This window comes from Paenibacillus sp. CMM36, from assembly GCF_053570945.1.
Genome location: NZ_JBSEDY010000013.1, coordinates 1 through 12,651, shown reverse-complemented (window position 1 = coordinate 12,651; position 12,651 = coordinate 1). Strand labels below are relative to the sequence as shown.

Genomic DNA, 12,651 nt, shown 5'->3' with positions numbered 1-12,651 from the left:
GGCAAAGAGCACTGTAGATACCCACAGTGCTCTAATCAGGCTGAACTTGAAACGTCATTTTATCGTGAAAATTATTTAAATGTTTTTACACGTTCTTCAATAGGCTGGAATTCTTTTTCACCTGGTTGGAATGTCGGTTTACCAAATGGCATTTCAGCAATCAGTTTCCAGTGCTCAGGAATGTTCCATTCGTTTTTCACTTTTTCATCAATCAAAGGGTTGTAATGCTGAAGGGATGCGCCCAATCCTTCTTGTTCCAGAGCTGTCCATACAACCAATTGCAACATACCATTAGATTGGTTAGCCCAGATTGGAAAATTGTCCGCATAGGCTTCGAATTGTTGTTGCAGACCAGCTATCACGTTATTGTCTTCAAAGAACAAGACCGTTCCGTAACCGCTGCGGAAACCGTTCATTTTCTCAGCAGTAGATTTGAATTGTTCTTCATTGCCTACAACCTCACGTAAAATATCTTCTGTAATATTCCACAGTTTATCATGATGCTCTCCGAGCAACACTACAGCACGTGAAGTTTGGGAGTTGAACGAGGTAGGTGTGTACTTAACAGCTTCCTCTACAATCTCTTGAATCCGTTGGTCAGAAATGACCTGTTCTTTGCTAATACCATAATAGGAGCGTCTGTCTTTCAGAGCTGTGAAGAAATCTTTAGTCATTTTGTTACCTCCTGAGAAAAATCAATTACTTTTCGTAACTTAATATACATTGCATATATCTTAAAGTCAAGAGTTTTCTTTTTAAATATTACCAGTTAGTTGATAATTATACGCCACCATTGTATTTTTTCTCACTGGAAGAGGTGTGCTTGGTTGCATCCTTGTCTCTCTCCTCCTGTCTTTCCATCTTCAAATCCTCTACAGGAATGGCGTCTACTGTCTGCTCGATCTCAAAACGGTCGAACAAGCTTTCCTGCTCTGTTGGATACTGCTCTGCATGATCTCGATTGATCGACTGTTCCTGATGTTGAGACTCCGTTGTTCCTTTCCCCGTCTGTCCTTTCTGCTCATTCTGATCGTGCAGGTTATCTTCAAATGGGGCCATTTTACTTCCCTCCCTATCGGATTGGTGTCCACAGTATACTTTTACCTTTCACATCGGGGATTAAACGCAAAAAAGAGAAAATCTCTACAAAGATTTTCTCTACTCATGTTCTTATAGATGGTCGATTGGATTATTCCGAGCTGGATTTACCTGTACACTCATAAAAAAGATGAGGTTCCAGCTTCTCTCCTGTTACGAGCTTCTGTACCAGTTGAGTCCCCGAGTCGGGGGTCATTTGACCATACCAGTCCCCTTGAGGATAGACGATCACAACCGCAGCATCATGACAACGCCCATTACAGCGAGTTCTGGTCGTGTGGATATATGCCTCTGCATTTTGTTTACGAATTTCATCCCGAATTGCCTGTGTAATTTCTTCACCCTCATGTCGCATACATGTGCCTCCATTGCAAATCAATACATGATGCTTCATTGGTTCTAATTCAAAAATAGCCATAGCTTCCCCTTTAATCAACAGTTGTTGGTTTTAAATCAATGTTTATCTGGATAAAGAACAAGCTGTGCTTCCATCTGACCAGCTTCAATCGTCAGCACGATAAATGAATATTCGTCTTGGCCGCGTTTGTCCGTCGGAGACCCCGGATTAAGGACAAGCTGACCGTCAATCGTTTTGAGCACCGGAATATGAGAATGTCCATAAATCAGGCAATCCAGCGTTTCTCCCTTAAACGTATTCAATGCGATATTTTCTGTCGTGCCTCGCCAGCCGTGACCGTGAACCATGCCGATTCGCTTGCCTTGGGCTTCAACGATTCGCTGATAGCCTAGACGCTCCACGATGTCTACTCCATCATTGTTTCCGGCAATGCCTTGCACAGGCGCAAATTCAGCTAGACGTTCATATACGAACCAATCCGTCCAGTCTCCGGCATGGAGAATGAGGTCACTGCCTTTTAACTCCTGTACCAGTCGACTAGGCAGTGTTTTGCCTCTGTGCGGCATATGAGTGTCTGAAAGTACGATGATTTTCATATTAATTGCTCCTTACCAGCGTCTTTACACAGATGAACTTTGTTGCCCCACGCGCTGCTGAAGTGCCTGCTCCAAATCTCGCAGCGTAACGGTCTCGAAAAACGTCTGTATTTTCTGCTCTGCCACGGTATATAAACCATCCAACAATGCGTCTATGTTCCTGCCTACCTCACAATTAAGATTGCTATCGGTGTGGATGGCGAACAACGGACCTTCATCCTTAGTCGCTTCATAGATCATTTTCAGATTGATGTTTGAACTGGACATGCTTAGACGAAAGCCGCGTGCTCCAGGCGATGAATCAACCAAACCCGCTTGCTTGAGGCGGCTCATAATCCTTCTCACAACTACCGGGTTTGTATTGATGCTGGAAGCTATAAGTGACGATGTCATTCGCTCCGGTGCCCCTTCAGCCAGAAGAAGCAGACAATGGATACTAACGGAAAAATGGGTACTCATGTTAACCACCTTTATGTGTGTGCCTCATTAAATGTTTGATAAAATACTTGTTTCCATCATACCACAATAGAGGCACCAACACAGTGCTAACTGCACCTTACTCCGGAAAATAGTCATTTTCAGGACGTACTCGCACCTTTAATTGGCGCACACTATATTCCAACTGTTTTACGATATCCTCCAGTTGACGACGGTCAAGTCCATTAAGGTCGGCCGCTGGCTTGGGTGCATTTTTCAAATCACGTATGGTTGCCTGCTGCTCCTGCCACTTGTCCATCAGGTCGGCTATATTCGCATAAAAGCGTTCATAATCCTTGATCACTTCATCCAGAAAGGCATCTACCTCGTCCGGATCATAGCCCCGCATTTTATTCTTAAACTGTTTCTCATGAATGGAGAGCGCGTCCAGCTGAATGCCCAGTTGTTTAAACAACTGCTTTTGCTTATCCAGACGACGCTTCATATGTTCATCCATCGGTTATTCCCTCCTTAACACACTATTCTTTTTATATCACATTCTAGGCTGGGAATAAAAGTCTCTGCTGATTGCCCGGCCCTATGAACGGGTATAAAAGAGCATACGTGTCACTTATACAGACCACGAAGGGGAGAGATGATCATGAATCATTTGAACGATTCGCAGCTTGCAGAGCTGAAACATATGTTGTTGGAGCAGAAAAAGGATTTAGAAAAGCATTTTGAACAAAACGGTCAGGCAAACGCTCAATTGGGAGAAACACTGACAGATTCCACAGGTGAGCTCTCGTCCTATGACAATCACCCCGCTGATATAGGGACAGAAACCTTTGAACGGTCCCGTGATATGGCGATTAATGATTCGCTGCAAGACGAGCTGGAGCAAGTCAATGCAGCCCTTCAGCGGATAAAGGATGGGACATACGGAATTTGTGTGGAGAGCGGGGAAGAAATTCCTTTTGAACGGTTACAAGCCATTCCATATACAGCCTATACCGTCGAGCACACGCCAACTCGAGAATTATCGAATGACCGTCCGGTAGAGGAACAGGTCATGACTCCGCCGCCCAAGGGTGCAGGTGAGGTTCGCCAACGGAATGCAGGACGATTTGATGATGCGGGCGCATGGGACGCCGTGGAAAAATACGGTACATCGAACTCACCTGCAACTGCCGCCAAGCGTGATGTCACAGATTATGATGAAAATATGTGATGCTCGAATGCCCAAAGACTTATTGAAAATACCTATGTATTTGTCATCTAAAAAAGCAGCTTGTCCTTTTGACAAGGCTGCTTTTTTAGATCTTCTAGGAATACGGTACACCGCTTATCCAATTTCTATCCGTTTCCGACTGCGAGCTGACTCAATACAAGCATCGATCACCTTCATATTGCTCACCGCATCTTCTGGCTCATACGGCAACGGGACACCGTCAAGCACTGCTTTAGCAAAAGCATCCGCTTGCAGTTCAAAAGAATTAAAACCTTTCAGACGTTCCTCACGCGTAACCGAACCGACGTGGACGAAAATTTGCGGTACCACAGACGTTCTTTCCCAGCCGAACATTTTGGGCATCGCAATCGTACCCTTGCTACCGAGAATTTCCATGTTGGAACGATTGGCTGCCCACATGCCACAATCGAAAGTAAGATTGATTCCACCCGGAAATTCCAGCAAGCCGGAAGCCATCATATCGACGTTGTCATGCTCCGGGGAAAATAAGGCATGTACCGTCACTGCCTCCGGCTCCCGATCCAAATACATACGAGCGGCTGATATCGGATAGACACCCACATCATATAGCGAGCCGCCGCCCATGTTTTTATTAAAGCGCACATTATCTGCCTGATCGGTATTGTTAAACGTAAACGTGCAATGGATGCCGCGAATGTCACCAATTTCCCCACTATTGATAATTTCCTTAATTCTTCGATGTTTGGGATGATAACGATACATAAAAGCCTCTGCAAAGATCACTCCTGCACGTTGACATGCTTCAATCATGCGGCTTGTACCGGCCGAGCTAAGAGAAGATGGTTTTTCACACAAAACGTGCTTCCCAGCCTCCGCCGCCCGAATGGTCCACTCTTCATGCAGATGGTTTGGCAACGGAATGTACACCGCTCCGATTTCGGGATCAGCCAACAGTTCATCATAGCTTCCATAACTTTTTGGAATATCGAACTCCCGGGCGGCCTCAGCGGCTTTATCCGCATTACGACTAGCAATCCCAAGCACTTCTCCGCGTTCGGATTGCTGAATCGCAGGAATTACAGCGATTTGGGCGATCTCCGCAGTGCCTAAAATTCCCCATTTCAGCTTTCTACCCATCATTCTCATCCTTTCGTGGTTAGGAATAGTTGTCTTGTTCCGCTTTGTGCAGCATACCTAAGCAACGGTCCAAATCAGCTTTGACCTGCTTCTTGTACAGTCGGGCTTTCTCCTCCCCATCATCTGTAAAGTGATAGAGTACAATCTCCTGAAAATCCACGCGCGGGTCTGTTCCTTTCAATCGCTTGGTACGGTAAAAAACGCCTTCCTGTACCAGCTCATGCAGCGCCCGGTAAACTTCGCTCTGAGGCGGAACATATCCAAACCCACTAAACTCATCCTTCATCGATTCGAGCATCTGATATCCATAACCGCGATGCCTCTCCACCATTGTGATCAGATAAATTTTGATAAAAGCCCGCTGGGATATCATAAACGCCATTTCACAGCCTCCTCCACACCTTATTCATACACTTTACCTTCCATTATAAACCACTCTGCGTCCATAGACTATTTCCTTTGATGATATGAGAGCTTATGAGAACTCTCCATCCCTTGTGACCTGTTTTAAGATGGCGAGAGATATAGAATGAGGCGATATAGAGTAGTGTGCGAAGTGCTGAGAAATGAGTTTATGGTTTACTATTATGAACTTTTCATATGTTGAAATAATATAATATCAGTTAAAAAAGTATCCCTTGGCCTTATTTCTTGGCTTTGGGATACTCTTGTGAACATATGTGATTGGATTATCAAATCAAGCTTGCTTTTGTACGGCTGGCGGACTCCCAGTCGGGCGAGGACGAACCCGAAGCCCCACGATCCATTTGCCCAGAGGCAAACGTGCCAGCAGCCATGTTCCGGCAACGGAAAAGATCATACAGAGAACGAATGAAGCCAGCATACGAAGAACGTGGCTCCAGTCTGCAAACAACGTCTCGTCAAAATAATAGGTCACACGCAGCATAAAGGCATGCATGAGATACGCTCCATAGGACAACGTTCCGATGGCCGTCAGCATACTCGCCGCACGTCCCCCCTTATGAGCAATCCACGTCGCTACCCGATAAGCTACAAAAATAGACGCGACGCAATATACAGCCATGACCGGACGCAGCAGAGACAAATAGTTAAAGGAAAGAACTGTACCTTGCGGTGTCTGGAACTGACCGATCATCTCATACAGCAAGTAGCCAGTAATTACGATAAACAACGGCCAGTATATCATTTGTGCTTTGGTTACCCATGCATTCCAACGCTTGACGTTCATCCCGGCTGCCGCTCCCAGCACAAAATAAAAGAAAAAGTAGATCACATTCCGGTCAGCATACAGGGTAAACCAAGAGGTAATGACCGGAAGCTGGAGCTTATCCATCGCTTGGTATACGGGTCCAACGGCGAACATGAGCAAAATATATAGCACGCCGAATACAGCCAATGCAGCGGGTCGCCATGTTGATGGCAGTAGCGCAGACAAACGACGGACAGCATAACGAAACACAGGAAATAACACATAACATTGAATAATCATTACGATGTACCACAGATGATAGCTACTTTTCCCGTTCAACAGCTTCTGGAAAAAATCCAGCGGGTGAATATATCCTCCACTTTGAGCAAGCTGATTTCCCAATTCGTATAAAAGAGACCATATGATATAAGGAACGATGATGTCCAGGAATCTTTTACGTAAAAACGTTCCGTACTTTAAGGCTCCATCATAATTGTAAAATAGCACCATTCCAGTGATAAATACAAACACAGGAACTGCAAATTTGGAACACAGCAGTAAAAGTGTCATCAATACCCCGTCCTGGACGCGCGCCCCCTGCGCAACCGCATAGTGTGCGACGGAATGCTGAAGAACAACGGCCGCAAAAGCCAGCCCTCTCAGCAAAGCGACTTCGGAAATTCTCTCTTTTTGACTCATGCCACTCTCCTGTTACATCTAGCAATTTATAAATCCAGGATTTTTTCAAAATCCTCAATCTATTATAACGACAATTCTGTAAAAATATATAGAAGGTTAAACGTGCCAACGGCAAGCTTAGCATCATTTATCTCAGATTTATTCTATGATCCACAAATATGTAAAAACAGCAGTCCTCCCTCTCGGGGAGACTGCTGCTGTAGAAACAACCCATATACAAAGGAGATAGGAAAGCCTGTTAAATCACGTTCTCAACTAGCCGTTAGGTTTTTACAGGTTCCTTCTCGTATCTGTGTATGCATCTGTACGCGGCGTGTCTGCCAACGTATCATCATACGTTCTGTAACGATCCGCATTCAGCGAACGGTTGGTGCGGAAAATATCATAAACATCCCTGTTATGGTCAGCGGAGTCCACCAGCACTAAAATCTTGCCCTGATCGACGTAAGTCTCGTATTGACGTGCATCATCTTCCGGAATACCCAGCCCGACCAGTCCACCGACCAAGCCACCTGCTCCCGCTCCGACAGCTGCTCCGGTAAGGGTAGCCGCGATAGGTCCAGCAGCGAGGATTGGTCCGATACCTGGAATAGCCAAGGCCCCGATGCCCGCCAGCAACCCAGCAACGCCGCCTACAACGCCGCCGGTAGCCGCACCGGTCGCTACACCCTCCGGTGCTTTGGTGCCTGTCTCTTCACTAATCGTCCTCAACTCGTCACGGTCACGGGTGATCACAGAAATTTCACTGCTTGGGATTCCTTTGCTCTGCAATTGTCCTATCGCACGAGATGCTTCCTGCTCTGTATCAAAAACACCAACAATCTTCTTTTCATTATAATCGTTTAAGTTATTAGCCATGATAGTTGCCTCCCAATATTTTAGTGTTGAGTGGTTCGTTTTTCATTACCCCGCTATTATGACGTTTAAACGATTTTACAAAAATTCAAAAAGTCGATTAGCATAAAACAGCTTCTATTTAACGCTTTGGCTTTGCTCTGTTGGTCGCCACAGCTTCCAGTGGATCATCCGGCCAATAATGCTTGGGATATCTGCCTTTCAGGTCCTTTTTGACTTCAAAATAAGCCTCGCTCCAGAAGCTGGACAAGTCGGATGTCACTTGGACAGGTCGCTGGGCAGGTGACAGTAAATGCAATACAATGGGCACACGTCCGCGTCCAATACGAGGCGTATCCCTCATACCGAACAATTCTTGTAGTCGTACGGCCAGCGCTGGTGCCTCAGGATTCGAATAATCGACAGGAATGCGGGAACCGCTGGGTACACGGATATGCGTCGGCGCTTCCTGATCAAGCTGCTGCCGCTGTTCCCAGTCCAGCCTGCCAAGCAGCAATGCAGCACTGTCCAGCCGTTGCAGATCGGATACGTTTTTGGCTCCTAGAGCAAAAGGCAACAGCCACGATTCCAGTGAATCCAGCAATGCCAATTCCGTGCAGTCCGGCCAGTCTTCAGGCGCTGAGAAGTGCATAAAAATCAAACGAGCCTGCAACTGGAGGGTTTGCCGATTCCATGACAACAGCTTCAGACCGCGTTCACGGACACCCTGCATCAAGGCGGCAGCAACTTCCTCTGCCGGAGGTCGCTCATAGGACGTTTCCTTTAAGACGAGTGAGCCCAGTCGCAGTACCTTGCGGGCTCTCACTGCTGAGGCGGAGCTATCCCAGTATACGCTGGCTTGTTCCAGCAACAAATCGCTGCAATGCTGGGTCAGCTCTTGCAGTTCAACCGGTGCCGCCAACTGAATGGCACCATCTGCTCCCTCGTCGTCCACTTCGGCGGCGACGAGATAGGATGAACGCGACATCCACTCCACTTGTCGGAGTCGCGCGCCCCGGCCGCCGCTAAGCAAAAAGCGGCCGTCCCCTCGGCCCTGCGCGATCCGATCCGGATACGCAAAGGCCAATAGCAGCCCGCAAGCCGCGGAGCCGTCAGGCTCGTCCTGCGCTGCGACTACTGTCGGCAGCGAGGCTAGCAACTGCCGGCTCTCTTGCACGATACGGCGAATCACCGTATCGTCTGCCGTCCGCAGCAGGCTGTGCGTGCTGCGGGCATGGGTCGCCTCGCGCAGGGCATCCAGCCGCGGGCGCAAATCCGTTCCGCCATGGGCGCGGAACGGGTCCCGCTCTTGCAGCAGCGCAGCCAGACGGCTGGCGGTTGGTGCCAGGCCGAGTGCCGCAGCACGCAACAGCATGTGCCCGAGGCGCGGGTGCGTGCCCAGGGCGGACACCTCGCGCCCATGCGCGGTAATGCCGCCTGTAGTGCCATCGGCTGCTGCATCCAGACAGCCGAGCTGGTGCAGCAGACCTGTGGCCTGGCCGTACGCGGCCTCAGGCGGGGCATCCAGCCAGGCCAGCTCGGCGGGCTCGCGCACGCCCCAGGCCGCCAGCTCCAGCGCGAGCGGGGCCAGATCCGCCGCCGCGATCTCCGGGCGGCTGGCTTCGGGGAGCGCTGCATGCTCCTGCGCGCTCCACATCCGGTAGCATACGCCCGGCTGGAGACGCCCCGCCCGTCCGCGCCGCTGGTCGGCGGAGGCCTTGGACACCTTGACGGTAGTCAAACGGCTCATGCCAGTTCGCGCGGAAAACAACGATTCCCGCGACAGTCCGCTATCGATCACCACCGCGATCCCGGCGATGGTCAAGCTGGACTCGGCAATCGAGGTGGCCAATACCACTTTTCGACTGCCCGAAGCCGATGGTCGTATTGCCTCATCCTGCTGCTCCAGCTTCATGCTGCCGTACAGCGGAATTACTTTGACGTGTGCTGGTAAATGCTTTGAAGCCAATTCTCGTTCCGTTCTATGAATTTCTCTGGCCCCTGGTAAAAACACCAGCAGATCGCCTTCATGAGCATGAAGCGCCTTTTCTACTGTCTCAGCCGTAAAGGACTCTAATGAGGTTGACGAAGGCTTGGACATATGGAAGGTTTCTACCGGAAATACGGTGCCTGGACATTTCAGTAATGGCGCATCCCCTAATAGTCTACATACAGGCTCTGCCTCCAAGGTGGCAGACATGATCAATATCTTCAAATCCGGTCGCAGCAGCGCCTGGCTTTGCAGGGCAAGTGCCAATCCCAAGTCTGCATGCAGGCTGCGCTCATGAAACTCATCAAACATAATCAGCCCGACTCCCTCCAACGCCTGATCATGTTGCAACATCCGGGTGAGTACGCCTTCCGTAACCACCTCAATCCGCGTGTTTGGCCCTACTTTTGTATCCATGCGAACCCGGTAGCCCACCGTCTTTCCGGTGGGCTCTCCCAGCGTTTTTGCCATTTGTGCTGCTGCTGCACGTGCTGCCAAACGCCTCGGCTCCAGCATAATTATCTTTTGCCCTACCAGCCACGGCTCATGCAGTAGCTCCAGCGGTGTTACCGTCGTTTTCCCCGCTCCCGGCTGTGCAATCAGTACCGCCGCCGAATGAGATTGCAGTGTATGTTTAAGCTCGGGGATCACTTGCATAATAGGCAGTTGTTTATCTGTCAATGAAATCTCTCCAATGATACGCTTGATGCGTAGAATCTAAGTTTTAGTTCTTTTATTATTGTGAATTTTTCATTACCTGTAATTATTGAATAGAAAAGGTTAAGCTGCCCTCTGGAACTTCTCCTCGGTCTGTCATACATAATTCTTCTAAATCTATTATACAGATATTTAAATTTCCCGTCTGATCATCGCGGCTATGTATGCTTCGTCTTTAGCTTCTATACCTATCGGGATGCACTCACGGCAAGATCGTTTTATAATATAGTTGATATGGATTGCTGAAGGACGGAACACAGAATCGAGGTCACTTTCGTATGGAATTACAGGCCCAACCCATCAGAGGGCGATTTGCCCCAACACCATCGGGATGGATACACTTAGGAAATGCTCGTACCGCCTTATTATCCTGGCTGCACGTTCGTTCCCTGGGCGGAACCTATATTTTGCGCATGGAAGATATTGATATGACGCGAGCTCGCAGCCAGTTGGCGCAAGGGATAATGGAAGATTTGCGCTGGATCGGTCTGAACTGGGACGAAGGACCCGACGTAGGCGGTGCCTACGGTCCCTACACTCAAAGCCAGCGGCTGGATCGCTTCCAATCTGCATTGGAGAAGCTACAGGGGCATGATTTGCTATATCCTTGTTTTTGCAGTCGGGCTGACATTCTGGCTGCCTCTCATGCTCCACATGGACTGTCTGGTGAAGGACCCGCATATTCAGGGGCATGTCGTAATCTTAGCTCTCAAGATGCCGTAGCCAAAGCACAGCATAAACTCCCTTCACTTCGCTTTAAAGTACCGCAAAGTCCAGATGCCGTTATTTCGTTTCATGATCAGGTAGCAGGTCATGTGACCTTCGGTGCGGCAGAAGGCGGCGATTTTATCGTCAAACGAGCGGACGGCATGTTTTCCTATCAGCTGGCTGTCGTTGTCGATGATGCGGATATGCATATGACCGACGTACTCCGCGGGTATGATCTTCTCGATTCAACGCCCCGTCAGCTATTGCTGTACCAAGCTTTGGGCTTGCAGCCGCCACGTTTCGCACACGTTCCCCTTGTCCTAGGCCCTGATGGACGAAGGCTGGCCAAACGACATGGTGGCGTAGCACTCCGAGCCATGCGTCGACAAGGGGTCTCACCGGAAGCAGTCATTGGCTGGCTCGCCTATTTTTCAGGGCTGCTGGATTCACCCGAGCCTGTGAAGGCAGTAGATTTAATCGATGACTTTCATTTAGACAAACTGCCCAAAGAATCCGTCATCCTGACGAAGCAATGCCTCACGAGATTATCTGCACTGCAACAGTAATGAGGTAAAGCGTAGAAATTAAAGTGTACGGGCAAGGGCCTTCCGCCCTTCGCTCCTCTTGTTTCTATTCCTCCAGTCGCTTACGCATAGCGGACTCATATTCATAAAATACAGACGACGTATTCAGCCCTCTTTCCTCCAGCAGCATACGGAGACGAAGTGATTTTTCAGTCAGCCTGCGACTGATCCGCTCTTGCTCTCCCGCCTCATGACAAGCGTGAAGCAAATCACGTAGCTGGACACATTCCTTTTGCAGGTGAAGCTCTTCCGGTAAAATGCCTGCATTCTTCAACAGCTTGTACGACATCCGCAGCTCCTCTGGAACATGTGACAAATCCTCGATCACCAGTGGCTTGCCCTCTCCCGGTAAATGATCAAATTCCCCTTTGGCCATCGCCTCCGCAATCTTCTGCTCTGCCATTCTGGAGAACATTCCCATCGACCCTTTCCACTCCTTGTATTAAGCATCCTATGTATAATCTATATTAAATAAACCCGGAGTTCTTTGCCACTGTAGCTTACATATCATTAGGATGTCTTGTATCCATAAAAGAGAAAGGGAGTTATTCTTCGATCCCCAGCAATTGAGATACTTGTACTCTATATTTTTTGGCCTTACGTGTTCCATGAATGAGATTAGACAAGCGGCTAGCAGGAATATGGTAGGTATCACAAAATGTTCTCTGATCCATTTGCCTCTCGACTAGCTTTTCTTTGATTTTCCAGCCAAAAGGGGTTACAGGATTTCGTTTGTTCAACAACGTTATCACCTCTTCATAGTATAAGGTTTAGGATTTAGGATTTTGATTGGGGTTTGGAGATTGGATTTCACGCTCTTCCTTTAGCAATATGGCATGAACTCATTTGTTAGGATTTCATTTTGTATATTTGGTATTGATTCAATAGTTCATCCAGTTTCATGGATTGTTCAATCACTTTGGGATGCGTTAAAAATCCGTATTTCTTCTGGACTTGGTACAGTCTTTTTCTGGCCCGTTCGACACGAAGTAAAGTCACACCTGGATTCATCAGCATGATTCCCCCTTCTGTGTCATATCTTAATGCAAAACGTAAATTTTTGGATTTTTTTTAAAATACGCTTACCAAAAAAAAGCGCTTCTGGAATTCCAGAGGCACTTTTTTTTTG

Annotated in this window: 16 protein-coding genes; 2 read left to right on the top strand and 14 right to left on the bottom strand. The window is 48.2% G+C overall.

From position 1 onward, the window contains the following. Window positions 1–71: 71 nt before the first annotated feature. The 6 genes from ACWA2B_RS21505 to ACWA2B_RS21480 all read right to left on the bottom strand — a co-directional run bounded on the left by ACWA2B_RS21505 (window position 72) and on the right by ACWA2B_RS21480 (window position 2,986). The gene (locus tag ACWA2B_RS21505; RefSeq protein ID WP_029519044.1) at window positions 72–674 is read right to left on the bottom strand and encodes a nitroreductase family protein; all 603 of its coding nucleotides are present in this window, start codon (window positions 672–674) and stop codon (window positions 72–74) included. A gap of 106 nt (window positions 675–780) precedes the next feature. Beyond that, entirely contained in the window at window positions 781–1,059 is a 279-nt protein-coding gene (locus ACWA2B_RS21500) for a hypothetical protein (RefSeq protein ID WP_318626614.1), read from the bottom strand. A 130-nt stretch (window positions 1,060–1,189) separates the two neighbouring features. Then, window positions 1,190–1,516 (bottom strand): (2Fe-2S) ferredoxin domain-containing protein, encoded by a 327-nt coding sequence (locus ACWA2B_RS21495; RefSeq protein ID WP_318626615.1) that lies wholly within the window; start codon window positions 1,514–1,516, stop codon window positions 1,190–1,192. Window positions 1,517–1,551: 35 nt separating this feature from the next. After that, complete coding sequence (locus tag ACWA2B_RS21490; RefSeq protein WP_029519040.1) at window positions 1,552–2,052, bottom strand: metallophosphoesterase family protein; 501 nt, start codon at window positions 2,050–2,052, stop codon at window positions 1,552–1,554. A 24-nt stretch (window positions 2,053–2,076) separates the two neighbouring features. After that, window positions 2,077–2,511: an Rrf2 family transcriptional regulator gene (locus ACWA2B_RS21485; protein ID WP_029519039.1), complete on the bottom strand. Its 435-nt coding sequence runs from the start codon at window positions 2,509–2,511 to the stop codon at window positions 2,077–2,079. 97 nt (window positions 2,512–2,608) lie between these two features. Next, window positions 2,609–2,986 carry a DivIVA domain-containing protein gene (locus tag ACWA2B_RS21480; RefSeq protein WP_023988297.1) on the bottom strand — a complete coding sequence of 126 codons (378 nt, stop codon included), beginning with the start codon at window positions 2,984–2,986 and terminating at the stop codon, window positions 2,609–2,611. 144 nt (window positions 2,987–3,130) lie between these two features. Between ACWA2B_RS21480 and ACWA2B_RS21475 the strand changes: the two genes are divergently transcribed. Beyond that, window positions 3,131–3,700, top strand: coding sequence for a TraR/DksA C4-type zinc finger protein (locus ACWA2B_RS21475; RefSeq protein WP_029519038.1), 570 nt, complete (start codon window positions 3,131–3,133; stop codon window positions 3,698–3,700). Between the two features lie 114 nt (window positions 3,701–3,814). Here ACWA2B_RS21475 and ACWA2B_RS21470 read toward each other — a convergent pair whose 3' ends face one another. The 5 genes from ACWA2B_RS21470 to hrpB form a co-directional block, all read right to left on the bottom strand. Continuing rightward, window positions 3,815–4,819 carry a Gfo/Idh/MocA family protein gene (locus ACWA2B_RS21470; protein WP_029519037.1) on the bottom strand — a complete coding sequence of 335 codons (1,005 nt, stop codon included), beginning with the start codon at window positions 4,817–4,819 and terminating at the stop codon, window positions 3,815–3,817. Between the two features lie 19 nt (window positions 4,820–4,838). Further along, window positions 4,839–5,201: a helix-turn-helix transcriptional regulator gene (locus ACWA2B_RS21465; RefSeq protein WP_013310011.1), complete on the bottom strand. Its 363-nt coding sequence runs from the start codon at window positions 5,199–5,201 to the stop codon at window positions 4,839–4,841. A 315-nt stretch (window positions 5,202–5,516) separates the two neighbouring features. Beyond that, window positions 5,517–6,689 carry an acyltransferase gene (locus ACWA2B_RS21460; protein ID WP_029519036.1) on the bottom strand — a complete coding sequence of 391 codons (1,173 nt, stop codon included), beginning with the start codon at window positions 6,687–6,689 and terminating at the stop codon, window positions 5,517–5,519. A 270-nt stretch (window positions 6,690–6,959) separates the two neighbouring features. Further along, window positions 6,960–7,547, bottom strand: coding sequence for a general stress protein (locus ACWA2B_RS21455; RefSeq protein ID WP_029519034.1), 588 nt, complete (start codon window positions 7,545–7,547; stop codon window positions 6,960–6,962). Between the two features lie 118 nt (window positions 7,548–7,665). Beyond that, a complete protein-coding gene (gene hrpB / locus ACWA2B_RS21450) occupies window positions 7,666–10,194 on the bottom strand; it encodes an ATP-dependent helicase HrpB (protein WP_449292603.1) in 2,529 nt (842 codons plus the stop codon). Between the two features lie 314 nt (window positions 10,195–10,508). Here hrpB and gluQRS point away from each other — a divergent pair, with 314 nt between their 5' ends. After that, window positions 10,509–11,504, top strand: coding sequence for a tRNA glutamyl-Q(34) synthetase GluQRS (gluQRS, locus tag ACWA2B_RS21445; RefSeq protein WP_069010245.1), 996 nt, complete (start codon window positions 10,509–10,511; stop codon window positions 11,502–11,504). Between the two features lie 64 nt (window positions 11,505–11,568). Here the strand turns inward: gluQRS and ACWA2B_RS21440 are convergent, their stop codons facing one another. From ACWA2B_RS21440 to ACWA2B_RS21430, 3 genes are all read right to left on the bottom strand, one after another. Next, on the bottom strand, window positions 11,569–11,943 hold the full coding sequence (locus ACWA2B_RS21440; RefSeq protein WP_342435063.1) for a DnaJ family domain-containing protein: 375 nt from the start codon (window positions 11,941–11,943) through the stop codon (window positions 11,569–11,571). Between the two features lie 124 nt (window positions 11,944–12,067). After that, complete coding sequence (locus tag ACWA2B_RS21435) at window positions 12,068–12,262, bottom strand: Rha family transcriptional regulator (RefSeq protein ID WP_029517081.1); 195 nt, start codon at window positions 12,260–12,262, stop codon at window positions 12,068–12,070. A 109-nt stretch (window positions 12,263–12,371) separates the two neighbouring features. After that, complete coding sequence (locus ACWA2B_RS21430) at window positions 12,372–12,539, bottom strand: aspartyl-phosphate phosphatase Spo0E family protein (RefSeq protein ID WP_071558834.1); 168 nt, start codon at window positions 12,537–12,539, stop codon at window positions 12,372–12,374. Window positions 12,540–12,651: the final 112 nt, after the last annotated feature.

Excerpts from the sequence above, each read along its gene's own strand:
- ACWA2B_RS21505 (WP_029519044.1), bottom strand. The coding sequence starts at position 674 with ATGACTAAAGATTTCTTCACAGCTCTGAAAGACAGACGCTCCTATTAT.
- ACWA2B_RS21500 (WP_318626614.1), bottom strand. The coding sequence starts at position 1,059 with ATGGCCCCATTTGAAGATAACCTGCACGATCAGAATGAGCAGAAAGGA.
- ACWA2B_RS21495 (WP_318626615.1), bottom strand. The coding sequence starts at position 1,516 with ATGGCTATTTTTGAATTAGAACCAATGAAGCATCATGTATTGATTTGC.
- ACWA2B_RS21490 (WP_029519040.1), bottom strand. The coding sequence starts at position 2,052 with ATGAAAATCATCGTACTTTCAGACACTCATATGCCGCACAGAGGCAAA.
- ACWA2B_RS21485 (WP_029519039.1), bottom strand. The coding sequence starts at position 2,511 with ATGAGTACCCATTTTTCCGTTAGTATCCATTGTCTGCTTCTTCTGGCT.
- ACWA2B_RS21480 (WP_023988297.1), bottom strand. The coding sequence starts at position 2,986 with ATGGATGAACATATGAAGCGTCGTCTGGATAAGCAAAAGCAGTTGTTT.
- ACWA2B_RS21475 (WP_029519038.1), top strand. The coding sequence starts at position 3,131 with ATGAATCATTTGAACGATTCGCAGCTTGCAGAGCTGAAACATATGTTG.
- ACWA2B_RS21470 (WP_029519037.1), bottom strand. The coding sequence starts at position 4,819 with ATGGGTAGAAAGCTGAAATGGGGAATTTTAGGCACTGCGGAGATCGCC.
- ACWA2B_RS21465 (WP_013310011.1), bottom strand. The coding sequence starts at position 5,201 with ATGGCGTTTATGATATCCCAGCGGGCTTTTATCAAAATTTATCTGATC.
- ACWA2B_RS21460 (WP_029519036.1), bottom strand. The coding sequence starts at position 6,689 with ATGAGTCAAAAAGAGAGAATTTCCGAAGTCGCTTTGCTGAGAGGGCTG.
- ACWA2B_RS21455 (WP_029519034.1), bottom strand. The coding sequence starts at position 7,547 with ATGGCTAATAACTTAAACGATTATAATGAAAAGAAGATTGTTGGTGTT.
- gluQRS (WP_069010245.1), top strand. The coding sequence starts at position 10,509 with ATGGAATTACAGGCCCAACCCATCAGAGGGCGATTTGCCCCAACACCA.
- ACWA2B_RS21440 (WP_342435063.1), bottom strand. The coding sequence starts at position 11,943 with ATGGGAATGTTCTCCAGAATGGCAGAGCAGAAGATTGCGGAGGCGATG.
- ACWA2B_RS21430 (WP_071558834.1), bottom strand. The coding sequence starts at position 12,539 with ATGCTGATGAATCCAGGTGTGACTTTACTTCGTGTCGAACGGGCCAGA.